At 66.7% G+C, this 22,796-nt stretch carries 26 protein-coding genes; 18 read left to right on the top strand and 8 right to left on the bottom strand.

Annotated features, from left to right (window positions below):
* Positions 1-102 precede the first annotated feature (102 nt).
* The 5 genes from DK419_RS26855 to DK419_RS26835 all read left to right on the top strand — a co-directional run bounded on the left by DK419_RS26855 (position 103) and on the right by DK419_RS26835 (position 5,064).
* A protein-coding gene (locus DK419_RS26855; protein WP_425352611.1) for an IS3 family transposase occupies positions 103-1,286 on the top strand; the annotation gives its coding sequence in 2 pieces (ribosomal slippage) (positions 103-355 and positions 355-1,286; 1,185 coding nt in all).
* A gap of 120 nt (positions 1,287-1,406) precedes the next feature.
* Positions 1,407-2,135, top strand: a complete 729-nt coding sequence (locus tag DK419_RS30075) for a DNA-directed RNA polymerase (RefSeq protein ID WP_162561433.1) — start codon at positions 1,407-1,409, stop codon at positions 2,133-2,135.
* Between the two features lie 77 nt (positions 2,136-2,212).
* The gene (locus DK419_RS28945; RefSeq protein WP_162561432.1) at positions 2,213-2,842 is read left to right on the top strand and encodes a hypothetical protein; all 630 of its coding nucleotides are present in this window, start codon (positions 2,213-2,215) and stop codon (positions 2,840-2,842) included.
* A 230-nt stretch (positions 2,843-3,072) separates the two neighbouring features.
* The gene (locus DK419_RS26840) at positions 3,073-3,651 is read left to right on the top strand and encodes a hypothetical protein (RefSeq protein WP_162561431.1); all 579 of its coding nucleotides are present in this window, start codon (positions 3,073-3,075) and stop codon (positions 3,649-3,651) included.
* A 393-nt stretch (positions 3,652-4,044) separates the two neighbouring features.
* Complete coding sequence (locus tag DK419_RS26835; RefSeq protein ID WP_162561430.1) at positions 4,045-5,064, top strand: hypothetical protein; 1,020 nt, start codon at positions 4,045-4,047, stop codon at positions 5,062-5,064.
* Between the two features lie 538 nt (positions 5,065-5,602).
* Here DK419_RS26835 and DK419_RS26830 read toward each other — a convergent pair.
* Positions 5,603-6,202: a DUF4142 domain-containing protein gene (locus DK419_RS26830; protein WP_109962534.1), complete on the bottom strand. Its 600-nt coding sequence runs from the start codon at positions 6,200-6,202 to the stop codon at positions 5,603-5,605.
* Between the two features lie 193 nt (positions 6,203-6,395).
* Here DK419_RS26830 and DK419_RS29700 point away from each other — a divergent pair, with 193 nt between their 5' ends.
* The 3 genes from DK419_RS29700 (at position 6,396) to DK419_RS26815 (ending at position 8,021) form a co-directional block, all read left to right on the top strand.
* Positions 6,396-6,653, top strand: coding sequence for a hypothetical protein (locus DK419_RS29700; RefSeq protein WP_109961774.1), 258 nt, complete (start codon positions 6,396-6,398; stop codon positions 6,651-6,653).
* Positions 6,654-6,772: 119 nt separating this feature from the next.
* Positions 6,773-7,162 carry a response regulator gene (locus tag DK419_RS26820; protein ID WP_109961773.1) on the top strand — a complete coding sequence of 130 codons (390 nt, stop codon included), beginning with the start codon at positions 6,773-6,775 and terminating at the stop codon, positions 7,160-7,162.
* Positions 7,163-7,493: 331 nt separating this feature from the next.
* The gene (locus DK419_RS26815; protein ID WP_342587204.1) at positions 7,494-8,021 is read left to right on the top strand and encodes a response regulator; all 528 of its coding nucleotides are present in this window, start codon (positions 7,494-7,496) and stop codon (positions 8,019-8,021) included.
* A gap of 78 nt (positions 8,022-8,099) precedes the next feature.
* On the opposite strand, the gene DK419_RS26810 is transcribed toward DK419_RS26815, so the two are convergent.
* Positions 8,100-8,342 (bottom strand): DUF3761 domain-containing protein, encoded by a 243-nt coding sequence (locus tag DK419_RS26810; RefSeq protein ID WP_245443069.1) that lies wholly within the window; start codon positions 8,340-8,342, stop codon positions 8,100-8,102.
* Between the two features lie 890 nt (positions 8,343-9,232).
* On the opposite strand from DK419_RS26810, the gene DK419_RS28940 reads away from it, so the two are divergent.
* Both DK419_RS28940 and DK419_RS26800 read left to right on the top strand, forming a co-directional pair.
* Positions 9,233-9,382: a hypothetical protein gene (locus DK419_RS28940; RefSeq protein ID WP_162561091.1), complete on the top strand. Its 150-nt coding sequence runs from the start codon at positions 9,233-9,235 to the stop codon at positions 9,380-9,382.
* Positions 9,372-9,707, top strand: coding sequence for a hypothetical protein (locus tag DK419_RS26800; protein WP_109961770.1), 336 nt, complete (start codon positions 9,372-9,374; stop codon positions 9,705-9,707). Before DK419_RS28940 ends, DK419_RS26800 begins: the two co-directional genes overlap by 11 nt.
* 131 nt (positions 9,708-9,838) lie before the next feature.
* On the opposite strand, the gene DK419_RS28935 is transcribed toward DK419_RS26800, so the two are convergent.
* Entirely contained in the window at positions 9,839-10,990 is a 1,152-nt protein-coding gene (locus DK419_RS28935) for a YaaC family protein (RefSeq protein WP_425352620.1), read from the bottom strand.
* A gap of 556 nt (positions 10,991-11,546) precedes the next feature.
* Between DK419_RS28935 and DK419_RS26795 the strand changes: the two genes are divergently transcribed.
* Together DK419_RS26795 and DK419_RS26790 are read left to right on the top strand one after the other, a co-directional pair.
* On the top strand, positions 11,547-12,158 hold the full coding sequence (locus tag DK419_RS26795) for an anthranilate synthase component II (protein ID WP_109961769.1): 612 nt from the start codon (positions 11,547-11,549) through the stop codon (positions 12,156-12,158).
* Positions 12,145-12,990, top strand: a complete 846-nt coding sequence (locus tag DK419_RS26790; protein WP_109961768.1) for an aminotransferase class IV — start codon at positions 12,145-12,147, stop codon at positions 12,988-12,990. The genes DK419_RS26795 and DK419_RS26790 overlap by 14 nt, the downstream gene beginning before the upstream one ends.
* 82 nt (positions 12,991-13,072) lie before the next feature.
* Here DK419_RS26790 and DK419_RS26785 read toward each other — a convergent pair whose 3' ends face one another.
* Positions 13,073-13,297 (bottom strand): hypothetical protein, encoded by a 225-nt coding sequence (locus DK419_RS26785; RefSeq protein ID WP_109961767.1) that lies wholly within the window; start codon positions 13,295-13,297, stop codon positions 13,073-13,075.
* A gap of 195 nt (positions 13,298-13,492) precedes the next feature.
* Between DK419_RS26785 and DK419_RS26780 the strand changes: the two genes are divergently transcribed.
* From DK419_RS26780 to DK419_RS26755, 6 genes are all read left to right on the top strand, one after another.
* Complete coding sequence (locus DK419_RS26780; RefSeq protein ID WP_109961766.1) at positions 13,493-15,088, top strand: ABC transporter substrate-binding protein; 1,596 nt, start codon at positions 13,493-13,495, stop codon at positions 15,086-15,088.
* Positions 15,089-15,098: 10 nt separating this feature from the next.
* The gene (locus DK419_RS26775; protein ID WP_109961765.1) at positions 15,099-16,109 is read left to right on the top strand and encodes an ABC transporter permease subunit; all 1,011 of its coding nucleotides are present in this window, start codon (positions 15,099-15,101) and stop codon (positions 16,107-16,109) included.
* A gap of 13 nt (positions 16,110-16,122) precedes the next feature.
* Positions 16,123-17,034: an ABC transporter permease subunit gene (locus DK419_RS26770; protein WP_109961764.1), complete on the top strand. Its 912-nt coding sequence runs from the start codon at positions 16,123-16,125 to the stop codon at positions 17,032-17,034.
* 8 nt (positions 17,035-17,042) lie between these two features.
* Complete coding sequence (locus tag DK419_RS26765) at positions 17,043-18,083, top strand: ABC transporter ATP-binding protein (RefSeq protein WP_109961763.1); 1,041 nt, start codon at positions 17,043-17,045, stop codon at positions 18,081-18,083.
* On the top strand, positions 18,080-19,081 hold the full coding sequence (locus DK419_RS26760) for a peptide ABC transporter ATP-binding protein (RefSeq protein ID WP_109961762.1): 1,002 nt from the start codon (positions 18,080-18,082) through the stop codon (positions 19,079-19,081). The genes DK419_RS26765 and DK419_RS26760 overlap by 4 nt, the downstream gene beginning before the upstream one ends.
* Before the next feature lie 87 nt (positions 19,082-19,168).
* Positions 19,169-20,659, top strand: coding sequence for an adenylate/guanylate cyclase domain-containing protein (locus DK419_RS26755; protein WP_245442739.1), 1,491 nt, complete (start codon positions 19,169-19,171; stop codon positions 20,657-20,659).
* A 60-nt stretch (positions 20,660-20,719) separates the two neighbouring features.
* On the opposite strand, the gene DK419_RS26750 is transcribed toward DK419_RS26755, so the two are convergent.
* The 4 genes from DK419_RS26750 to DK419_RS28930 form a co-directional block, all read right to left on the bottom strand.
* Positions 20,720-21,097 (bottom strand): VOC family protein, encoded by a 378-nt coding sequence (locus DK419_RS26750; RefSeq protein ID WP_109961761.1) that lies wholly within the window; start codon positions 21,095-21,097, stop codon positions 20,720-20,722.
* 386 nt (positions 21,098-21,483) lie between these two features.
* Complete coding sequence (locus DK419_RS26745) at positions 21,484-21,774, bottom strand: hypothetical protein (RefSeq protein ID WP_109961760.1); 291 nt, start codon at positions 21,772-21,774, stop codon at positions 21,484-21,486.
* A 3-nt stretch (positions 21,775-21,777) separates the two neighbouring features.
* Positions 21,778-22,632 carry a hypothetical protein gene (locus DK419_RS26740; RefSeq protein ID WP_109961759.1) on the bottom strand — a complete coding sequence of 285 codons (855 nt, stop codon included), beginning with the start codon at positions 22,630-22,632 and terminating at the stop codon, positions 21,778-21,780.
* Positions 22,632-22,793, bottom strand: a complete 162-nt coding sequence (locus DK419_RS28930; RefSeq protein ID WP_162561428.1) for a hypothetical protein — start codon at positions 22,791-22,793, stop codon at positions 22,632-22,634. Before DK419_RS28930 ends, DK419_RS26740 begins: the two co-directional genes overlap by 1 nt.
* Between the last annotated feature and the right edge of the window lie 3 nt (positions 22,794-22,796).

Genomic DNA, 22,796 nt, shown 5'->3' with positions numbered 1-22,796 from the left:
CGATCGCTTCTATTTTCCCCATGCATTGAATGTGTGGTCTGTGACCTGCTCCCCTGATTTCCTGCCATCCGTAAGTTGGGTCCATCGGGATGGAGATGGACCATGCGCAAGAGCCGGTTTTGCGAGGAGCAAATCATCGCGGTGCTCCGCGAGCATGACGCGGGCGTGAAGACCGCCGATCTGTGCCGGAAGCACGGGATCAGCGATGCGACACTGTACAACTGGAAAGCCAAGTACGGCGGTCTGAAGGTGTCCGAGGCAGCGCGACTGCGCACCCTGGAGGATGAGAACCGGCGGCTGAAGAAGCTGCTGGCCGAGGCCGTGCTCGACAACGCGGCCCTGAAGGATTTGCTGGCAAAAAACTGACCACGCCCGCCGCACGGTTTGCTGCTGTCGAAGCCGTGATCAAACATCACGGCTTCTCGGAACGGCGTGCGTGCGGGCTTCTCGGGGTAGACCGCTCGGCTTTCCAATATGAGCGCAGGCCCGGCACCGATGACGCGCTACGAGCTCGGCTGCGCCACCATGCGGGCGAGCGCCGCCGGTTCGGCTACCGGCGGCTGGCGATGTTGCTCAAACGGGAGGGGGCGTGCGTGAACCTGAAGAAGGTCTACCGGCTCTATCGAGAGGAGAAGCTCACCGTGCGCCGTCGCGGCGGACGCAAGCGAGCACTTGGGACCAGAGCACCGATGGTGATCCCACAGGAGGCCAACCAGCGCTGGTCATTGGACTTCGTCAGCGACGCGCTCGCCGACGGGCGGCGCTTCCGCGTCCTGAACGTCGTCGACGACCACACCCGCGAGGCGCTGGCGACGGTGGTGGACACCTCGCTCTCGGGCCTGCGCGTCGTGCGCGAGTTGGACCGGCTCGTTGCCGAGCGTCGTTTGCCTGCCATGGTGGTGAGCGACAACGGCACCGAACTCACCTCGACCGCTGTCCTGCGCTGGGCTCAGGAACGAGGCGTTGAATGGCACTACATCGCGCCGGGCAAGCCGATGCAGAACGCCTTCGTGGAGTCGTTCAATGGGCGATTGCGCGACGAATGCCTGAACGAACATGTCTTCGGCACGTTGTTCGAGGCGCGTCGCATCATTGATGCTTGGCGGATCGACTACAATACCGCCCGACCACACACGAGCCTCGCCGGGCTGACCCCGATGGAGTTCGCCGCCAAGGCCAGTGCCCTCGCGATGCAACAGACTGGGGGCACTGCGCCGCGTGGGGGCTCCATGCCCCCAGCCTGTTGCTCACCCGCCCCGCAAGGGGCAGAACAGGAACAGACCTAACCTACGCGTGGCGGGAAAGCGGGGAGCAGGTCATCTGAATTCACGTCGATCCCTCGCCATCTACAGCCGCACGGATCGGACCTCGCGCGTGCCCTCTTGGAGTTTGCTGACGCTCGGACCGTGACAAAGCCTCACGCAGAAACCGGCGGGGGTGGCAACGAGGGCCAGCAATGTCTTGCGCGTCACCTCTCGTCTAGCTTCGGTTTCTTAGGTGATGGTGGCGCCTCCGCATGCACCTGGGCCTTCGAGCGGGAGGAATTGTTCCGGCAGATTGCAGCGGCCCCCTTTGAAAATCGTACGTGGATGGACGCAAGCAAGCCTTGGCAGGCCCTAGCAGCAGTCTTCGAGTGGGTGGCTTACTTGGATGCTGTTGACCGATTTGAGTCCCGCCTTCCGATTTCGACAGAGTCTCACCCGCGTTGGCAGCGTCGATCCAGCCATCATCAAGAGAAAGTTTTGGCGGCTATTCAGGCTGCGCAAGCGAGTGGCATTGCTTTGACAGGCCTGAAGCCTGAACACTTAGTCACGCATGCTGCTAGCGCAGGGCAAGCGATGAGCATCCTGGAAGAGGCAGACAAAGTGGGTGTCGAGGCAGAGCGGCAGGATTTGTTGAGGGAGGCTGAGCGGCTTTCAGGAATTACCGGATCGGCAAGAGCAACTACCAAAACTGCCTCCCATGGTGGACCGATCGCACAACCATCAGGCCGAGAGGAGAGAGCAGGAATTGCCCCGTCCCCGCTGCCGACGAGGAAGACGCAACAGACTGTACGAGTTATGCGCCCCTCCGGCGATGACGCTTGCCCGTTGAGGCAACCTCGGGGCCTGGAGCACCCCCCCGGCATTCGCTGACCTCATGAGGATGCACCCTCGTGCATCTTCCCGTGGTGCGGCGAGCAAACCTCCCTCCTTTCACGAGAAATGCGCCTATGTCTGACAACGAATTCGCCTCTTCCCCGCTCATCACGCCGGAGCGCCTGAAGCTCGATTACCGGGACGCGCTGTCTGTTGCGCCTGCCTGGGCTGGTTCCCCCAGCTTCACCGAACAGGACTTCGACTCCAACGAGGAGGGTCTTGCGGGCGATGTGCTCACCATTGCGGTAGGCACCTCAAAGGCCCGTCCCGGCAAACCACCAACCAAAACTGCTTGGATGCTCGGGGTGTGCTCTGGCGCCATCCTCTTCGAGCTAACCCGGCACGGAAATAGCGGTGCCACAAACGGTAACGGCGGCCCGAACGAGAAGTCGCATTTCCGAATCACCTTCGCGGGCAACGCAGAAGATAATCAGACCGTCCAGCGACTTGTTACTGGGGCCGGCCTTCGAGCTAAATGCGTGATGAACGCCGACAACCGCCGGGACCTTCGAGCCGAGGGCTTGAGCCTGACAGGTGGCGGCAAGGCTATCAAAGAAGCTAGGGAGGTCGCGGTCGCCCATGCGACAGAGAACGCCCGCAAAGCTGGCGCCGATGTCGAAGCCTACGAGCGCAATCTCTGGGCGCTCTTCATACTGCACGATGAGCTGCACCTTGATCCTTACGGGGCAAGCCTTAGCTACTGATGGCCAATCCGTCCGGCCTCCGCAAAGAGCGAGCACGCCTCGATGCCCGCATCTCCTCCCCGGCAGAGGACCACCATCAACGCTGCACCGTCCTAGGCTGCGGCCGGCCAACCATGCGGGCCGCCGGGGTGGGGCTCGGGGCCGCCCTCTGCAAGTACCATAACGAGCGGAGGGCCCGGCACGGGTCCCCGTTCGCCCCGCCGGTCAAGGCCACTGACCTCCGCCCCTACGTGAAGGTCGCCCTGGCGTGGATAAGGGAGAGGCAAAAAACTGACCCGAACATCGCCCATGTCCTTCAGTGCCTCGATGGTCTCCTCTGGGGCTCGGGTGGCGGCGGAGCGGCGCCCCGGGCGAGCGACATCAAGGGCCGATCCCCGAAGTACCGGGCGAGGGTGGCCTTCATGCGGCTTCACGCTGCCGAGGTGCCGCCCGCCCGGTTGCTCGCGGTTCACCTCGGGATGGCCGCGTGCATCGAGGATGACCGTGAGGCCCACCGTGTGCCGGAGTTCCGCATCGTCCAGACCGCCAAGGCCCTGCATCGGTTGGCGTCTGGGTCGCATTGGCGGTGGGAAATGCCGCTCCCGGATGGGACCACGGCGCCGGCCGAGCTGCACGTCTATCCCCGCTCCAGCGGCCGGGTGCTTCGGTTCATTGGGGAGGAGCTGGACGAGATTTGCCGGATGGTGACCGAGCGGGACCAGGAGGCCATCCGGCAACTCAAGCGGGAGAAGCACGGCCCGCACCCGAGCCAGATGCCTGGCTGGAAGCCGACATGGCAGCGCAAGCTGATCGCGGCGCGGGGATACTGAAGGGTCACGCCTCTGTGTGATAGTGTTACAGCGCCCGGGTCAGCACAGTTTGAGGGGCTTCAACCCCTCGAACACCCTTCGCGCGACTCCAAGCGGGATGGGTGGGTCCGGTTCGACCCGCAGAAGCGTGCCGGCTCCGCCCAACTGAAGGCCGCCATCGCCACGCTCATCGCCGACCTTGAGGCCCATGAAGCCCGCCTCAAACTCCGCAAGCACCGCCGGACCCAGACCGCACTCGCTGGCTTTAAGCTCACCGTAGAAGCCATCGCCGCCAACCTGCTCTGGAGCACGCTGGACCCGCTAGGCCGCCCTTTGGCCGTACCCCGGGATGCGGCGACCCTCCGGGGCAAGAGCCGCTATAAGCCGGCCTGCTATGGGCTCGCATTCACTGACGTGCTCGACCTCCTAGCCCACCCGGAGGTGGACCTCGCGCACGACCTGACGCGCGGCTACAGCTATAAGGGCGGCCATTCTGCCCCGTCCACCATCCGGCCTACAGACGTTTTCCTGGCCCGCTATGCGCTTCCAGACCTCACGTGGCGGGACCTCCGGCGGGAGGCCGATCCCGAGGTGCTGATCCTCAAGGAGCCTCGGGAAGGCCCTGAGAGTGGAAAGCGGCGCATCGAGTTTGAGGATACGGGTCGGACTAAGAAGCTCCGGCGGGATGTCGAGCGCATCAACTGCTTCCTGCTTAAGGCGCCGATCTTTGTCTTACCGGGGCCGCCTGGCGGCGACCTCGACACGCTGGGTCAACCAATGGACCCGTTGCGCCGGACGGTGAAGCGAGTCTTCAACGATGCCTCTTGGTTGAAGAACGGCCGCTTGTACGGGGCGTTCTGGATCAACATGCCGAAGGTAGACCGCTTCCAGCGCCTCCGCCTCGGATCAGCGGCGCACCCCGAGGGAGAGCCGATTGTCTCCTGCGACTTCAAGCAGTTCAACGTCCGGGCGTCGTACCATCTCGCCAACCAACCCGTTCCGCCCGGTGACCTCTATGACATCGAAGGCGGAGGCCAAAACAGAGAGGCGTACAAGAAGCTGACGAACGCGATGCTCAATGCGGGCAGGCGCCTTAAAAATCTACCCCGGGACGTTCAGTTTGCCTTGCCACCAGGGACTAAAGCCAAAGATGCGATCGCCGCCGTAGAGCGCCATCATGCTCCCATCGTGCACCACTTTTGGACGGGCGTGGGTTTCCAGTTGGCCGCCATCGAGAGCGCAATCCTCATCGATTGCCTGCACGCGCTGCACAAGGAGAACGTCACCGCTCTGCCCCTGCACGATGCCATCCTATGCCCCCGGTCGGAGGCGAGCCGCGTGTGCGACGTGATGGAGATTGTGTCGGGGCTGTATGGGGAAGGACTACGCGCACGGCCGTCAATCGAGGAATGCCGTTTATCATCAGAGACTTAGTGGACTTCGAGTGGCTTTGGTGTTTGCTATATGCGGGTAGGGCCATGAGGTGGTTGTTACTCCAGCCAATCCCTTCGCCCTGGTCCACTCCCTTGTCACTGCCTGAAGGCCAACATCATGCCCCTCCTCAGGGCAGCCTTTCAGACTCCCTCAGGCTGGTGGCGGTGAAGGATCACCCCTCATCCTAGTAGCTTGGTGCAGCCGCTCGGAGGGGAGGGGCATAGGGAGCCGATGATGGCAAGAGACTGTGCTGAAGGTCACCTCCTTGCTCCATCCTCTTGATAGTCACCTTCAGCACTGCCTCCAGCAACACGCTCGATGCCACCCCAATGCCGCTCCTGCGGTGGTGGATGAGGAGGGGAAGGGGTATATGAGCCTACAGGCCCCTGGCGGCACCTCTAAGCCTCCGTGATAGGCGCAGCTTCGATGATGGGGGTCTATGGAAGCCGAGAGGCGAACTGGAGGCGTGGCCCTGGGACGGAGGCGTGATGGTGGCGGGGAGACGGGCTTCGTGCCTGCTCCCCGCTCGCTACAGCGCTTAGTCCTTAAGGTCCTTCTCGATGTCGGCAAGAAGCACCAAGTGCTCCTTGATCTGGCCGCGAGCTAGCTTCGCAACGCTCAGGTTCTCACGATCCTTGCCGGTCGCCAGGTACGCCTCCTGGATTTTCAGCAGCTCTTGGTGGCCCTCAATCTGCCCCTTGATATACTCCTTGTCGAAGGCCGAGCCTGCCTTCGCGCTCTCCAGCTTCTCCAGCATCGCCTTACCCTTGGCATCGAGCTGGCCGGTAACCTCGGACTCGGACGGCGGCATCACCTTGCCGCTGGCCGCAACCGTCTGGTCACGCATCGCCTTCAGCACGTCCGCAATGGTCTCCTGCTCTGCGACCTCGAACTGAGCGAACTCCTTGACATCATCGTCCTTGGCCTTCTTCAGGGCCACCCGGCTGGCCGCCAGAGACATCGAGCCCGCCGCCAGAGTGTCAGCAGCGTGCTTCGCCTCCGCCTCTCCCATCTTGGCACCCGTGTTTCCTGAAGCGGACGAAGCTGAGCTGGTCGGGTTCTGGGCGAAGGCCACGTTGATGAAGGAGGGAATCGCGATGGCCGAAGCGAACGCTGTGAGAGCGATACGGCGGTTCATGAGCATTCCTCGTTGGCGCTGAAGGCGTCTAAGCGCCCGCACCAACTCGGGGGGAGTACCTATGTTTCACCGTCGTTGACGCAGGTAGGAGCATTCGGTGCCAAGAGGATGGCCCAGAGCCCACCTTGACCGAACCAACCGCCTCGTGGCGTGTTCCCTCTTCGTTCTCAGTGATTCGGACGGAGAGCACACGATGCTGGCGCGACATACCGGACCCGTGGAAGGCCAACCCTCCGCTCCCGCCGGCACCTCATGCCCCGTCGAGGTCATCGCTGCGGCCTACCTCTCGCAGACCTTCGGCGACCCCGCGCTTGCCCTCCGGTGCGCCATCACGGACGCTTTAGCCGACCTCATGGAAGCCGAGCGCCGAACCCGCGAGCGCAGCCGGCTCATCTCCCGGGGTTTTGTCCGTGGGCGTCTGAACGACACCGGCGATGCACAGGAGCCCTAGACCCACCCCAATCGCGCATTGCGTTTCTTTAGTAGGCGAGCCTATTGGCACCTCATAGCGTCGGCACAAAGCGTTCATCGGCAAAGCTAGCCGCACCACCATGAGGGCCCCTGCGTCGCATGACCACCACCGTACTGATTGTTGACGACAGCCGTCTTGCTCGAATGGTCGTCAAAAGGCTGCTGGTTCACATCAAGTCCGACTGGCACCTTTGTGAGGCTGGGACCGCAGATGAGGCCCTGGCTATTGCGAAGGACGGCGGCATAGACATTGCCCTCTTGGATTACAATATGCCCGGCAGGAACGGTCTTGAGGTAGCATCAGCGCTTCGTGCAGAGCGGCCAAACATGCCTCTTGCGATCATCTCCGCGAACGTCCAGGATGAGATTATTTCCAAGGCGCGTGAGCTTGGCGCGACATTCATTCCAAAGCCTGTCACTGAGGCAGCTCTGACCGGCTTCATTTCGGGCGCAGCACTGAGACTGCGCACAACCAAGCAAGGCAGTTAATGAGGCGCCCTTCGGACTACTGACGGGGCATGGTGATTAATTGTCAATCAACCATGCAACCAAATGAGCCAGCGTGCTGTTAACCAGCTAGCCTAGATCGAAAAAAGGGCCACCCCGGTGAGGGCGGCCCAGAGTCTAGGGAGGAAACGCCCATGAGGGCAAGCGCAGCCGACGACAGCATCGCAGGCTGCAAAGGATAAACTCGGCGCCAAGCCGATCAGTTCCCGCAGCGCAGCATGATACTAAGGTCCGCATCGTCGGGCCTTCTTTTTTGCCCGCGTCGGCGCAGCAAGGTGGCAGCCCCATGGCGCCCCGAGTACGACCCACGGCGATGCGCCTCATTGATCCATTACCACCCCGGTCGAGCAGCTTCGCCGCGTATCCCTCCAACGTGTTGCTCGTGGCATACGCCCAATGCTCGGAAACTCTCAGGCACGGCCGGCATTGTGAGCGGATGAGTGATCCGTCGCGCCAGCCCTTCGCCCTCGTCACCGATGATGACGCGATGATCCGTATGGACGCCGCTGCGATCATCGAGGAGGCGGGATTTCAGGCCTTGGAGGCTGGCAACGTCGCCGAGGCGATCGGCCTTCTTGAGGAGCACACGGGGCGGGTGAGCCTGCTATTCACCGACGTGCAGATGCCTGGCGGCCGGGACGGCTTCGATCTAGCCCGCGAGACCGCACGGCGCTGGCCAGACATCAAGATCCTCGTCGCCTCGGGAGCGCGTTCGCCAGGGCCGGGCGAGATGCCGGAGGGCGCGGTGTTTCTCAACAAGCCGTTCTCGGCCGAAGTGGTCCATACGCGCCTCAAGGAGCTGTTTCCTGATGGCGAGCGCCCGGAGCCATTGCGCAATTGACGCGCTCCCTCAGGGGCTCATGAAGCTGCGGGCGGTGCAGGGCGGGAAGGGGTGGGGTGGTCTGAAGCCTACTGCTCATCATCGCAGCCAGGCGGCAACCCCGTGATGCCCCGAGCACGTCCCGCGACGATGCCGGCTGAAGCTCCAGCTTCCATCGCGGCACTTGGCGGATGCTCCGGTAGGCCGGCGCCCATCCCTCGTCTTAGCTGGCGAATGCACGGTGCGGCCATCCACGTTCACATAGTGCCGGTGCGTGGTCAGCTCCCTTTCCCGTGGCTTCTGGTACTCGCGGGCTTGCGGGCCGGTCGCGAAGCCAACCACCAGGGCACCAGCCGTTAAGAGTGCCCCTAACGATCTCCAGCGCACGACTCGCCTCCCCGTTGCGCATTTCCTGCGGCCGAGCTTAGAGTTGCATGGCGGGCTGCATCAAGACCAAAGCCTGCGGGGGAATGCTCAATGAAGACGTTTTGGATGGCGGCCGGCTTGGTGGCAGGCCTTGTTGCAGTCTCGACCGCGGCGCAGGCCCGGGGCGGCGGTGGTCATAGCGGCCACGGTGGCTATGGGACCGGGTATAGCTCACACAGCCATTCTGTCTCGGGCTATACGAACTCCCACGGGACCTACGTGGCTCCGCACCATGCGACCAACCCGAACAGCACGAAGCTGGATAACTATTCGACTCACGGCAACGTGAACCCCTATACGGGCGCGGTGGGAACGAAGTCGCCGTACTGAGTCGGTTGGAGCCAGGAGGTGGCGGGAAGGCGACCCTGTAGTCTGCTCTCCGCCACCCAGCTACGGCACGATGCAGGTCTGGGCGGTCACGACCTTGTGCCAGCCCCAAGGCGTCAGGCCGACTCGCTTGGTGGTCGTGCAGCCGGGTCCGTAGCCGGCAGGCCGAGCGTAGACGGGGTAAGCACCACCAACAGATGATAGGGCACCAATCCACGTAGACCCGGGGGCCGCCGTGGACGATGACCGGGCGACCGCCCCAGTGCGAGCCGTGCCCCGCCGCCCATGTGAGGGCGACGGTGGTAACCGCCCCCGCCGCCTCCGTGATGGTGCCAGCCGCCGTGGTGGTTGTGCCCGCCGTGACCATGATGGTGGCCGCATACGTGCCAGGGGTCGGCTGAATAGCGAGACGCGGGCCCGTTCGTCGGCCGTGCAGGAGCGGTCTTAGGCAGGCCGGGGTCTACGGCTTGAAGCTCCTCATGCGCGATCCGAACATGCGCCGTGCGTTGGCGATGAGGGAGGCCCTGGCGGACCTCCTGGAGGCCGAGCGCCGGACCCGCGAGCGATCCCGCCTCATCTCCCGGGACTTCGTCCGTGGGCGCCTGGACGACACCGGCGATGCGCTTTGACGATCCACCGCCGGCCCGGCCGAGCAACCTCGCTACCTACCCCTACGTGGTGGTGCGGGTAGGGTGCCCTCAATGCCCCGACCGGCAGGGCAGCTACAGGCTCGCGAGGTTGGCCGCGAAGTTCGGCCCGGAGACCCCGCTTGACGAGGTGCTGGACCGGATCGCGATGGATTGCCCCTGGCGGGATGCGCCGAGTGGGAGGGCGAAGAGCCAGTACGTCCCGAAGTGCAAGGCGCATTTCGTGGACCTGGAGCGGCCCGGAAGACCACCGGACCTGCCTCCGGGGGTCATGAAGCTGCGCGTCGTGCAGGGCGGGAAGGGGTGAGGCGTGTCTGGAGCGGCTGGGCAGGGCGACCGCAGTGAATCTGGGAAGGGGGGCCTTCCGGCCCGGTAGAGGGAAGGGCGAGAGGGGGGCAGGGAGCTGGCTTAAGGGCTGGCTTCCCGCTGCTACGATCTTCACTCTCGTAAAACGTGATAAATCCGGCTCAGCTCCGATAACGTCAAAAGCGCCATACGCCACTCTGCCATTGATACAAATTCCGCAGCGGCTAGGGCGAGAGGAGATCCAGACTCGAAGTCAACCATCCATCTATCTGGGAAATATCTAGCATAGTTTCCTAATATATAAAGTCCAACATAAATATAACCAAACTCGTTCAGCGAAGTTTTGTGCGGAAGAAAGCGAATATCTTCGTTCGTCCAAGTTGATGCCGAGGGCAACGAGAAGACCGGATTATCGAGGCCACGGCCATTGGCCCTTAACGTGAAGAAGCCCTCTCCCTCGCTCACATGAAGGCGATCGATGTCAGAGGGGCGACAGGCGATATCGGACTGAAATTCAACAATGCGTTCTTTGCTTGCATGTGGATGCACAGCGAGTATGAATGCGTGCGCATCATCGGAAGTAGTCTCTAGAGCAATCGTAGCTTTTACAATATCAGAATTGATACCAATTTGTCTCAGCCAATCTGACATTCCCGGGGTGCCAATAAGACAATCCCAAAAGCTGATACCAGTTTTTGGGAGCGGCGGCAAAGAATTATCACCGGAGATAAATAGCACTTTCACCGGATTGGTGGTGCTGTTCCCCCCTTTGTTAGTATTGTGCTGTCCGATGATCGGATCTTCGCGTGCCGTTCTATGCCAAAGCTCGAAGGTGCCCGTTCGCTGCCCGTTGTTTAGCATCGGCCGAGCTACAAGCCCAGCCGCAGCGGACTTCAGACGGTAGTCCGACTTCTGCTGTGGTGCGCTGGAGAACACAAGCCCATGATGTTTGTGCTCTTCACGCGCTCTGTCTAGGCTATCGGCTCCGGAGCCCTTGAATAATATCTGAGATAGTGCAAGGCACATGGCCGAGTAGTACAGCAAAACTGGCTTAGTTGCCAAAGATACTGCATCGGCAGCATCTCTGTATTCCTTTGCTTGAAGTAGGCAATGTCGGATTTGCGATGCCTGCTTTGTGGCATTTTGCCTGTGCGATTTGTCTAGGTGATGCACATATAATATTCCGTCTGCCACAGAAGGTACGTGATGGTACCTGCGCAAAGACGACCATGAAAATCTAGATACGCCAGAATTTGAGATAAGACTTGCATGCGCTAGAAACATGAGGGCACCTAGATGCGTTCCAAGAACGCTGTTTCAGACCCTTCAGTAGCATGACTCCAGATCATGTTGCTTACCCAGCGCTTTGATTTTTTGCTGCACCAGCTGCCGCCTCAGACCACCTCAGCCCTGCACCGCCTCAGGGGTCTCAATCTTCGCCATCTCGGCCGCCATCGCCTTGAGCCCGAAGCCCCTCCCGTAGCCCCGCCCGACGCCTCCGCCTCCCGCGTGGCCGGTCCAGCGGCCACCTTAAGCACGGCCCTCCGGCCTCCCCCGCCTCGCACACGCATGGCCGCACCCGGCGGGAGATCGGGCGATGCAGCTTGCCCGTTCGCAGCCCCTCAAGCGGCATGAGGCTTCCCGCCCGGATCACCACCAGGGCAGGGGGTCTACCAGCCGAGAGGCACTTCGCGAGCGACTAGCGAGCACCAAAACCGAGGGCGAAGCCCGCCCCTTTCCGCCTCTAGTCTGCCTTTCAGAGGCCTCCCCGACCGTGCTACAAACCGTGATACAAAGGGCGGCTACTCCCTTGCTGCGCCTAGAGAAAAGTCGGCTAGGCTTGATCCTCGTCATCGACAACTACGATTCCTTCGTCTTCAACGTGGTGCGCTACCTCAAGGAGCTGGGCGCCCCGGTCCGGGTGGTGCGCAACGACGCCCTCGACGTCGCGGGCATCCGGGCCCTGGCGCCGGAGGCCGTGGTGATCTCGCCCGGGCCGTGCAGCCCGGCGGAGGCCGGGGTGTCGCTCCCCGTCATCCGCGAGCTGTCGGGAACGGTGCCGCTTCTCGGAGTCTGCCTCGGGCACCAATGCGTCGGCGCGGCCTTCGGCGGCCGGGTCGCGCGGGCCGTGCGCCCGCTCCACGGTCACGCGACGCCGATCGACCATGGCGGGCAGGGCCTGTTCCGCGGCCTGCCGGCGCCGCTCACCGTCGGCCGCTACCACTCGCTGATCGTGGCGCCCGAACCCGGCATGGAGCAGCATCTGAGCGTCGACGCCGTCTCGCCGGACGGCGAGGTGATGGCCCTCTCGCATCGCCTTCACCCGACCTACGGGGTGCAGTTCCACCCGGAATCGGTGCTGACCGAGCACGGCCACGCCCTGTTCGGCAACTTCCTAGGACTGGCCCGGCGCTGGCACGCGGAGGGAGGGGCGCGCCGTGCTGTGGCGTGACGGGCGGGTGCATGAGGGCACGGTCGCGCCCTTCGACCTCGCCGACCGCGGCCTTTTGCTCGGCGACGGGGTGTTCGACACCGCGATGGCGCTCGGCGGCACGGTGGTGGCGGAAGGAGCGCACCTGGCGCGCCTCGCGGCCTCCGCCGCCGCCCTCGGCTTCGCGTTCGACGAGGCGGAGGCCCGCGCGGCGATGCGGGCGCTCGCGGCCGCGCTGCCGCGCGCGGCGATCCGGACCACGGTGACGCGCGGCTCCGGCCCGCGCGGCCTGCGCCCGCCGGCGGAAGCCCGCCCAATCCTGTGGGCCAGCGCCGCGCCGTTGCGGCCCGGCGCGGCGTTCGCGGAGATCTCCCTCGGCTGGAGCGCGATCCGCCGCAACGAGACCACCCCGGCCTCGCGCCACAAGACCCTCGGCTACCTCGACGCGGTGCTCGCCGCCGAGGCCGCCGGGAGCCAAGGCCACGACGAGGCGCTGTTCCTCAACATGCGGGGCCGGGTGGCCTGCGCCGGCACCGGCAACCTGTTCGCGGTGTTCGGCCGCATGATCGTTACGCCGCCCCTGGAGGACGGGGTTCTCGCCGGGATCGTGCGCGCCCGGGTGCTGGCGCTCGCCCCCGGCCTCGGCCTCGTACCGGCCGAGCGCCCGATGACACCCGAAGACCTGGCCGGGGCCGAGGCGGTGTTCCTCACCAATTCCCTGCGGCTGGTGGCGCCGGTGCGGCGGATCGGGGAGCGGGACTATCCCAGCGCCGGGCATCCGGCCGTGCGGGACCTGCGTGCAGCGTTGTCGCAAGAGATCGCTGAGGCGTGCGGGGTGCCGCTGGAGAGGTGAGAGCGCCGCCCGACCCCTTCCCCTCTGCAGGGGAAGGGGTCGGGCATTTGCTTTCGAAAGACCAAGGCCCGCGATCCCTCGCTCAACCGGGATCCGCCCTGCGGTGCCGCAGCTCCGCCACCCCGACCGCCTCCCGCGCGTAGGCGAGGCCGAGGTCGGTCCACAGGGCGCGCAGCGCCTCCTCCTCGGCCTCGATCGGCAGCCCCCGGCGCCGGCACTCGTCCAGACGGCCGAGCCGGCGCGCGACGCTGCGACAGGCCTCCGCGACCGTCGGATCCTTCGCGACTGACGTGATCTCCGGTTTCACCGCATCTCCACCCCTTCGCGCCGGGCGCGCTCGCGACGCCCCTTCGTCGGAATTCAGACACAAGATCGCCCGGGCGACAACCGCCCGGGGGTCGGGGCCTGTGCGTCTCCCTCGCCAAGGCCTTGCGGAACCGAGCGGAAACCCGCCAGAAGGGGCGACAGCCGGGCGCCCGCCCGCGAGAGTGGAGAGCAGAGCATGAAGCGCGCGTCCCTGGCGGTGGTTCTCGGTGCCGCGACCGCCCTGGCGGCAAGCCTGCCGGCCGGCGCCAAGACGCTGGTCTACTGCTCCGAGGGCAGCCCGGAGAACTTCTACCCGGCGGTCAACACCACCGGCACCTCGTTCGACGCCAGTTCGCAGATCTACTCCAACATCGTCAATTTCGAGCGCGGCACCACCAACGTGGTGCCGGACCTCGCCGAGAAGTGGGACGTGTCCGAGGACGGCAAGGTCTACACCTTCCACTTGCGCAAGGGCGTGAAGTGGCACTCCAACAAGGTGTTCAAGCCGACCCGTGACTTCAACGCCGACGACGTGATCTTCTCGTTCGAGCGGCAGTGGAAGGAGGGCCACCCGTTCTTCCGGGTGACCAGCGCCAACCACACCTACTTCAACGACATGGGGCTGCCGAAGCTCCTCTCGTCGATCGACAAGGTCGATGACTATACGATCCGCTTCACCCTGACCCAGCCCGAGGCGCCGTTCCTCGCCGACCTCGCGATGCCCTTCGCGGCGATCCAGTCGAAGGAATACGCCGACGCGATGATGAAGGCCGGCACGCCGGACAAGCTCGACCAGGATCCGATCGGCACCGGGCCGTTCTACCTGCTGCAGTACCAGAAGGACGCGATCGTCCGGTACCGCGCCTTCCCGCAATACTATGCCGGCAAGGCCGCCCTCGACGACCTGGTCTTTGCCATCACGCCGGATGCCTCGGTGCGCTGGGCCAAGCTCCAGAAGGGCGAGTGCCACGTCATGCCGTACCCGAACCCGGCCGACGTCGACGCGATGCGCAAGGACGCGAACGTCCAGGTGCTGGAGCAGCCCGGCCTCAACATCGGCTACCTCGCCTACAACACCAAGAAGAAGCCGTTCGACGACGTGCGCGTGCGCAAGGCGCTGAACCACGCGATCAACAAGAAGGCGATCATCGACGCGGTCTACCTCTCGACCGGCGTCGCGGCCAAGAACCCGATCCCGCCGACCCTGTGGTCCTACAACGACGCGGTGAAGGACGACGCCTACGATCCGGACGCGGCCAAGACGCTGCTCGCCGAGGCGGGGCTCGGCAACGGGCTCTCGATCGACCTCTGGGCGATGCCGGTGCAGCGGCCCTACAACCCGAACGCCCGCCGCATCGCCGAACTGATGCAGGCCGACCTCGCCAAGGTCGGGGTGAAGGCCGAGATCAAGTCCTACGAGTGGGGCGAGTACCGCAAGCGCGTCCAGGACGGCGAGCACCAGACCGCGATGCTGGGCTGGACCGGCGACAACGGCGATCCCGACAACTTCCTCCACACCCTGCTCGGCTGCGCCGCCGCCCAGCCCGGAGGCGGCAACATCGCCAAGTGGTGCGACAAGACCTACGACGACCTCGTCAACAAGGCCAAGACCATCACCGACAAGGCCGAGCGCACCAAGCTCTACGAGCAGGCGCAGGTGGTGTTCAAGGAGCAGGCGCCGTGGTTCACCATCGCGCACGCGGTGCAGCTGAAGCCGGTGCGCAAGGAGGTGGTGGACTTCAAGCTGTCGCCGTTCGGCCGCCACACCTTCTACGGCGTCAGCCTGAAGTAAGGGCGCCCGCGTGCTCCGCTTCCTCCTGACCCGCGCGTCCCTGGTGATCCCGACCTTCCTCGGGATCACCCTGGTGGCGTTCTTCCTGATCCGCCTGGTGCCCGGCGACCCGATCGAGACGATGGCGGGGGAGCGGGGCATCGATCCGGCGCGGCACGCGGCGCTCCGCGCCGAGTACGGCTTCGACAAGCCCTTGCTCGTGCAATACGGCATCTACCTCGAGCGGCTCGCCCACGGCGATCTCGGCCGCTCGATCAGCACCAAGGAGCCGGTGGTCGCCGAGTTCGCCAGCCTGTTTCCGGCGACGATCGAGCTCGGTGTCTGCGCGATCCTGTTCGCGCTCCTCGTCGGCCTGCCGGCCGGCATCCTGGCGGCGCTCCGCCGCAACTCGGTCTTCGACCACGGGGTGATGGGGCTGTCGCTCACCGGCTACTCGATGCCGATCTTCTGGTGGGGCCTGCTCCTGATCCTGCTGTTCTCGGTGCAGCTCGGCTGGACGCCGGTCTCGGGCCGCATCGACGTGCAGTACTTCATCGAGCCGGTGACCGGCTTCCTGCTGATCGACACGCTTTTGTCGGACGAATCCGGCGCCTTCGCCTCGGCCCTCTCTCACCTGGTCCTGCCGGCGATCGTGCTCGGCACGGTGCCGCTCGCGGTCATCGCCCGCATGACCCGCTCGGCGATGCTGGAGGTGTTAGGGGAGGACTACATGCGCACCGCCCGCGCCAAGGGCCTGCCGGCCTGGCGCATCGTCGGGCTGCACGCCCTGCGCAACGCCCTGATCCCGGTCGTCACGGTGATCGGCCTCCAGGTCGGCGTGCTGTTCACCGGCGCGATCCTGACCGAGACGATCTTCTCCTGGCCCGGCATCGGCAAGTGGCTGATCGAGGCGATCGGCCGGCGCGACTACCCCGTCCTCCAGGGCGGCATCCTGCTGATCGGCGCGGTGGTGATGGCGGTGAACCTCCTCGTCGACCTGGCTTATGGCCTCGTGAACCCCCGCATCCGGCACGCCCGATGAGCCCGCACGTCCGATGAGCGCCGAACTCCTCGATACCCCCGCCGCCGCCGCGTCCCCCGCCGGCCCGCCGCACCCGCTCGCCGAGTTCTGGACGAGCTTTCGCGCCAACAAAGGCGCGGTGATCGGCCTCGTGCTGATCGTCGCCGTGCTGCTGATGGCGGTCTTCGCCGACGTCGTCGCGCCGCACCCGCCGAACCTCACCGACAACGCCGCCTTCCTGCGTCCGCCGTTCTGGCAGGAGGGCGGCTCGCTCGCCTATCCGCTCGGCACCGACGCGATCGGCCGCGACATCCTCTCGCGCCTGATCCACGGCGCCCGGCTGTCGCTCTCGATCGGCATCGCGGTCGTCGCGGTGTCGATCCTCGTCGGCACGATGCTGGGGCTCGTCGCGGGCTTCATCGGCGGCGCCACCGGCATCGTCATCATGCGGGTGATGGACATCATCCTGACCCTGCCGTCCCTGCTGCTCGCCATCGTCATCGTGGCGATCCTCGGCCCCGGGCTGATGAACGCGATGCTGGCGGTCGCCGTGGTGGTGCTGCCGCATTACGTCCGCATCGCCCGCGCGGCGGTGATCGCGGAGAAATCGAAGGACTACGTCACCGCCGCCCGGGTCAGCGGCGCCGGCCCCCTGCGGCTGATGGTGGGCGAGGTGCTGCCGAACTGTGCCGCTCCCCTCATCGTCCAGGCCTCGCTCGGCGTCTCGACCGCGATCCTGGATGCCGCGGCCCTCGGCTTCCTCGGCCTCGGCGCCCAGCCGCCCTCGCCGGAATGGGGCACGATGCTGGCGGATGCCCGAGAATTCGTGCTGCGGGCCTGGTGGGTGGTGACCTTCCCGGGGCTCATCATCCTGGTCACCGTGCTCGCCTTCAACCTCGTCGGGGACGGTCTTCGCGATGCCCTCGACCCCAAGCTGAAGCGGTGAGGCGCCCGATGCCGCTCCTCGAGATCCAGAACCTCTCCGTCGAGTTCCCGTCCGCCGGCGGAACCTTGCGCGCCGTCGACGGCGTCGGCCTGACCGTGGAGGAGGGGGAGGTGCTCGGCGTCGTCGGCGAGTCGGGCTCGGGCAAGAGCGTGACCATGATGGCGCTGATGGGCCTCGTCGCCTATCCGGGCCGGGTCTCCGCCGACCGCCTCGCCTTCGCCGGCCGCGACCTCCTGGGGATGCCCGCCCGCGAGCGCCGCCGCCTCACCGGCCGCGACGTGGCGATGATCTTCCAGGAGCCGACCACCAGCCTCAATCCCTGCTTCACGATCGGCTTCCAGATCACCGAGTCCTTGCGCCAGCATCTCGGCCTCGACCGCAGGGCCGCGAAGAAGCGGGCGATCGAGCTGCTGGAGCAGGTCGGCATCCCGGCGGCCGAGAGCCGGTTGTCGTCCTATCCGCACCAGCTCTCGGGGGGCATGAACCAGCGGGTGATGATCGCGATGGCGATCGCCTGCAACCCGAAGCTCCTCATCGCCGACGAGCCGACGACGGCGCTCGACGTCACCATCCAGGCCCAGATCCTCGACCTCCTGCTCTCGCTCCAGCGCGAGCGCGGCATGGCGCTCGTGCTCATCACCCACAACATGGGGGTCGTCGCCGAGACCGCCGACCGGATGATGGTGATGTATGCCGGCCAGGTGATGGAGGAGCGCCGCGCCGCCGCGCTGTTCGCCGCGCCTCAGCACCCCTACACCGCGGCTCTGCTCGCGGCGCTGCCGGAGCGCAGCGAGGGCGGGCGGCTTTCCACCATCCCGGGCGTGGTGCCGGGGCTCTACGACCGCCCGCGCGGCTGCCTGTTCTCGCCGCGCTGCGCCTACGCCACCGATTATTCCCGTGACGAGCGCCCGGCCCTGCGCCCGTGGCAGGACGGCTTCGTGCGCTGCCACTACCCCTTGGGCGATCCCTCGCGCGATGCCCGCATCGACCAGGACCACCGTGTCGGCGCGAGCGCCGATGCCGTCTCGACCGCGGAGGCGATCCGTTGAGCGCCCCCGTCGTCGTCGCCGACGATCTCCGCCAGACCTACGAGATCCGCCGCGGGCTGTTTCGCCGGCCGGCCCGGCTCCAGGCGGTGGGCGGCATCTCGTTCGCGATCGCGCCCGGCCGGACGCTGGCGGTGGTCGGCGAATCCGGTTGCGGCAAGTCGACCCTCGCCCGCATGGTGACGCTGATCGAGCCGCCCTCCGACGGGGGCCTCACCCTCGACGGGATCGACGCCGTCGCCCCGCCGTCGTCCGAGCGCCGCCGCCTGCGCCGCACCGTGCAGCTGGTGTTCCAGAACCCCTACGGCTCGCTCAACCCGCGCAAGCGCGTCGGCGCGATCCTGGAGCAGCCGCTCGCCATCAATACCGGCCTGTCGGGGCCCGAGCGCCGCGAGCGGGTGCGGGCGATGATGGCCAAGGTGGGCCTGCGCCCGGAGCACGACGCGCGCTACCCCCACATGTTCTCCGGCGGCCAGCGCCAGCGCATCGCCATCGCCCGGGCGCTGATGCTGTCGCCCAGGCTCGTCGTCGCCGACGAGCCGGTCTCGGCCCTCGACGTGTCGATCCAGGCCCAGGTGCTGAACCTGCTGGCGGACCTGCAGGGGGAACTCGGCCTCGCCTACCTGTTCATCTCCCACGACCTCGGCGTGGTGCGCCACATCGCCCACGACGTGCTGGTGATGTATCTCGGGCTCGCCATGGAGCAGGGGCCGAAGGAGGCGATCTTCGCGCGTCCCCTCCACCCCTACACCCAGGCCCTGATGGCGGCCACGCCCGGCGTCGGCCCGCGCGCCCGCGAGCGGATCGTGCTGCGGGGCGAGCTGCCCTCGCCGCTGAACCCGCCGAAGGGCTGCGTGTTCTCGACCCGCTGCCCCCACGCCACCGCCCGCTGCCGCGAGGAGCGGCCGGCCCCCCGCCCGCTCGCCGGCCGGGCGGTGGCCTGCCACTACGCCGAGGACTTCCTGGAAGGCGCGCCGGCCCGGGAGCGGGCCGCGCCGTGACGCTCACGGTCTGTTCAACCCCGGAGGGCTTCGCCCGGCGGCGTTCCGCCCTACCATGAGGGGAGCGGGAGGCCAGCGACCGGATCCGTGACCGAGCACGCCGCGACAGTTCGACCGAGACCCCCGGGGCTCGCCCGCGAGGCCCCGGCCCGCGAGGATCCGGCCCGCAAGAGCCTGGCCCGGACCGGGCTCGCCCGCGTGCTCGCCTTCCGCACCAGCCTGCGGGTCGCGCGCCTGCGCCACTGGCTCGCCGGGAAGCTGCCGCCCCGGGCCCGCGGCCGGATGGCCGAGAACGTCCGCACCGCCGAGCTCGCCGGCCTCGCCTTCGCGTTCCGGGCCCGCGCCGTCGCGATCGTGGTGGTGTCGCTGTGGCTCCTGGTGCTGGTGCCCTGGCCGCGCGACCTCTACTACCTCGCGGTCGCCGCCCTGTTCTTCGTGCTCGGCACCGTGCCCTACGCGCTGCGCCGGCACCGGCACGCCTGGGCGATCAAGCTCGTCTTCACGGTGCTCGACGTGGCGCTGATGACCGCCGCGATCATCGTGCCGCCGCCGGCGGGGCTCGGGGTCGACTGGCCGATCCAGACCCGGCTGCGCACCCCGGAATTCCTCTACCTGCTGCTGCTGCTGGGCGAGGCGGCGCTGACCTACCGGCCGCTCGCCGTCCTGTGGACCGGGACCTGGATCGCCGCGATCTGGTCGCTCGGCGTCTGGCTGGTCTACGCCCGCGCGGACAGCGTGCGCTTCGCCACCGTCGCCCATGACGGGCGCCTGAGCGCCGAGGCGTCCTTACGGATCTTCCTCGATCCGGCCTATGTCGGCCTGACCCCGCTCTGGACGCAAGTCATCGCCACCGGCCTGTTCACGCTGCTCCTCGCCATCGCGGTGTGGCGGGGGCGGGGGCTGCTTCTCGCCCAGGTGCGGTCCGAGGTGGTGCGGGCCGACCTCGCCCGCTACGTCTCGCCCGACGTCGCCGACGCGCTGAGCGCCCGGGCCCATGCCGGCTTCGGCGCGCCGCAGACCCGGGTGGTGGCGGTGCTGTTCGCCGACGTCGTCGGCTTCACCGGCATGAGCGAGGATCTGGGGCCGGAGCGCGCCTTCGCGCTCTTGCGCGGCTTTCGCGAGCGCAGCTGCAAGGTGGTGTTCCGCCATGCCGGCACCCTCGACAAGTTTTTGGGCGACGGTTTCATGGCGACCTTCGGCGGCCTCGACGGGCGCGGCGACGCCGCCGCCCGGGCGATCGCCTGCGCCCTCGACCTCCAGCGCGAGATCGACGCCTGGAACGCCAAGCGGACCACCCGCGGCGCCGCGCCGGTGCGGGTCGCGGTCGGCGTGCATTGCGGCCCGGTGGTGATCGGCAACATCGGCGCCGACCAGCGGGTGGAGTTCACGGTGATCGGCGACGTCGTCAACGTCGCGAGCCGCCTCGAGGCCGCCACCCGCGAGCTCAACGGCCGCATCGTCGCCTCGGATTGCTGCCTCGCGGCCGCCGGCCCGGAGGCGGCGGCCCACTTCACCCGCGCGCTCCCCCTGACCCTGCGCGGCCGCCTCCAGCCGATCGTCGTCCACGTCGCCGAGTAGGCCCCGGCGCAGGAGTTTTCCGAGGGACGGATCCCGGAGGCGATCGCCGGGGGAGGGGCGTCAGCCCCGCTGCAGGATCTCGATGCGCACGCCGTCCGGCCCCTCGAAGAAGGCGATGCGCAGGCCCGGCCGCACGTCGGTGATGCCCGACACCAGCGGGATGCCGCGGGCGGCCAGATCCGCCACCGCCGCCTCGATGTCCTCGACCCCGAGCCCGATATGCTCGATGCCGCGATGCGGCGGCACGGCCGCCGGCGCGATGCCGTCGGGCGCCTGCTCGATGAACATCGTCATCCCGCCGAGATCGAGCACGATCCGGCTCGGGCGTTCCCCGCCCTCGCGCGCCGTCTCCCGCGCCCCCAGCACCTCGCCGTAGAACCGCGCCGCCGCCACGGCGTCGCGGCTGCGCAGGTGGAGATGGTCGTACCGATAGCCCATGCGGCCCTCCTTCACGGGACGCCTCGATCGCGCCCCGCCGTCACGGCCCGCAGGTTAAGGCGCGCGGGCGCGGCGCGATAGGCGCTCCCGCCCGCCGCACACCCCCGGCCACGGTTGACGCACCGCGCCGCCCCGCCCTACAGAAGAGGCACCCGGACCCGCGCGCGTCCGCGGCCGGAAGGGTGGCCGAGTGGTTTAAGGCAGCGGTCTTGAAATTCGTTCTCCGTTGTTCTTTTCCATCCCATGGCGTCGCTTAACATCCTGAAACTCCGGCGTTTTCTGATAGGGCGCGCGACAGCCGTTCCGCCTCGTACCGGCAGATCCCAACGAATTGGGTAGCAATTTCGGTAGCAGCGGAACGCGGTTTGTTCTCGTGCCGGCCGCGGTCAGGCCGGCACCTCGTCAGCCTCGCCGTCGTGGTCAGCTCCGATCGCCCATAAGACCTGCGACGGCCCACCGATTGGGGCGGCAAGTGAGGGCTCGGCGTCAGCATCCAGCTCAAGGTCCGGATCACCGTCTGCCTCGTCGAGCAGACGGATGATTCGGTCGACCACGTCGAGAGCGAGCTCGGCCAGGCGCTCGAACTCCTCGCGGGGGATGCGCGTCGCCGAGAGCGCGACAGGGTCTCCCTGAGCGCTCGAAATGCGGCCGGCAGGGAAGCGGATGATGTTCGACATGGCTCAAGCCTCGAAGTCGGAACGCGAAGCGAGCGCAACGCCGGACACGGCTGCGGCGCTTTGCAAGAGCGTGCTCCAGCACTTCGGCATCTGCTCCCACGAGGTGCGGCCGGCGTAGCGCACCTTTACTGCCAGTCCATCGATGGTCCCTGCAACCAGCGCTTCGAAGCGCGCGACCGCGAGGACGACCTTTCCGTCTGCCGCGTCCCGGGCAGCACCCAAATCGGCGAGCCGGAAATGCTCCCGCAACCGCTCATGGTGGGCATCGAATTCAGCTGCAGTCGGTAAGAGACCCTTCCATCGCCGGATCCGATGCGGGGTCTGTCCGCCTCGGCCGAAGACATCGACAGCCCGGGCGATGACATGCTGCAGCCCTCGTTCGGTCCAGGCATGCCCCGGATTCCGCCACCTGCCGTCCGGGCCAGGCGGCCGGTGAACCATGTAGGTCGGCACGAATCCGACCCCTGGGCATCGCGGGAGAGAGGCGAACAGGTGCTCCTCCCGGTAGTTCATCATCAGCTCCACCGGCGGTCGTCCGCGAGCCTTGTAGAAAGCCTCCGTCGCGGCCACGGCCGCATCAGAAGCAGCTCTCGCGTCCAGCCTAGCCGTGCGCATCGCAGCCTCAGCCTCGAACAGCTCATGATCTGGATGGGAGCCGGGCGCAGAGGCCGGTGCCGCTAAAGCAGGCAACGGGAGCGCAGCACCAGCCGCGAGCGAGCCGACGACGAGCGCGCGCCGGCCGAGGTCCGGCTCGTCCGTGATCGGCCCGGGCCGTAGTACCTGCGAGGCTTTGGCAGAGAGCGCAGCCGCGCGCTCCCGGAGGCTCGGCGTCGCGGCAATCTTGCGAGAGGCCTTCATCACAGACCTCCCTCAGCGAGGAGAGCATCGAAGGCCTGGCCCTCCTCTGGCCCCAGGGCTGAGAAGTAGCGGCGCAGGCCATCGCGCAGCGCCGCGAGCGCGTCGGTGTCCTCGCTGAGATCTTGATCGGCCGGCGCCGGCGCGGGAGTGTCGCTGTTCATCGC

This window comes from Methylobacterium terrae (genome assembly GCF_003173755.1).
In the GTDB taxonomy this organism is placed as follows: domain Bacteria; phylum Pseudomonadota; class Alphaproteobacteria; order Rhizobiales; family Beijerinckiaceae; genus Methylobacterium; species Methylobacterium terrae.
This window is presented reverse-complemented; position numbering and strand designations above follow the sequence as displayed.

Bases quoted from the DNA above. Each gene is read 5' to 3' on its own strand.
- DK419_RS28945 (WP_162561432.1), top strand. From the start codon at position 2,213: ATGTCTGACAACGAATTCGCCTCTTCCCCGCTCATCACGCCGGAGCGC.
- DK419_RS26830 (WP_109962534.1), bottom strand. From the start codon at position 6,202: ATGAACCGCCGTATCGCTCTCACAGCGTTCGCTTCGGCCATCGCGATT.
- DK419_RS29700 (WP_109961774.1), top strand. From the start codon at position 6,396: ATGCTGGCGCGACATACCGGACCCGTGGAAGGCCAACCCTCCGCTCCC.
- DK419_RS26820 (WP_109961773.1), top strand. From the start codon at position 6,773: ATGACCACCACCGTACTGATTGTTGACGACAGCCGTCTTGCTCGAATG.
- DK419_RS26815 (WP_342587204.1), top strand. From the start codon at position 7,494: ATGCGCCTCATTGATCCATTACCACCCCGGTCGAGCAGCTTCGCCGCG.
- DK419_RS28940 (WP_162561091.1), top strand. From the start codon at position 9,233: ATGCGCGATCCGAACATGCGCCGTGCGTTGGCGATGAGGGAGGCCCTG.
- DK419_RS26800 (WP_109961770.1), top strand. From the start codon at position 9,372: ATGCGCTTTGACGATCCACCGCCGGCCCGGCCGAGCAACCTCGCTACC.
- DK419_RS28935 (WP_425352620.1), bottom strand. From the start codon at position 10,990: ATGTTTCTAGCGCATGCAAGTCTTATCTCAAATTCTGGCGTATCTAGA.
- DK419_RS26780 (WP_109961766.1), top strand. From the start codon at position 13,493: ATGAAGCGCGCGTCCCTGGCGGTGGTTCTCGGTGCCGCGACCGCCCTG.
- DK419_RS26770 (WP_109961764.1), top strand. From the start codon at position 16,123: ATGAGCGCCGAACTCCTCGATACCCCCGCCGCCGCCGCGTCCCCCGCC.
- DK419_RS26765 (WP_109961763.1), top strand. From the start codon at position 17,043: ATGCCGCTCCTCGAGATCCAGAACCTCTCCGTCGAGTTCCCGTCCGCC.
- DK419_RS26750 (WP_109961761.1), bottom strand. From the start codon at position 21,097: ATGGGCTATCGGTACGACCATCTCCACCTGCGCAGCCGCGACGCCGTG.
- DK419_RS26745 (WP_109961760.1), bottom strand. From the start codon at position 21,774: ATGTCGAACATCATCCGCTTCCCTGCCGGCCGCATTTCGAGCGCTCAG.
- DK419_RS26740 (WP_109961759.1), bottom strand. From the start codon at position 22,632: ATGAAGGCCTCTCGCAAGATTGCCGCGACGCCGAGCCTCCGGGAGCGC.
- DK419_RS28930 (WP_162561428.1), bottom strand. From the start codon at position 22,793: ATGAACAGCGACACTCCCGCGCCGGCGCCGGCCGATCAAGATCTCAGC.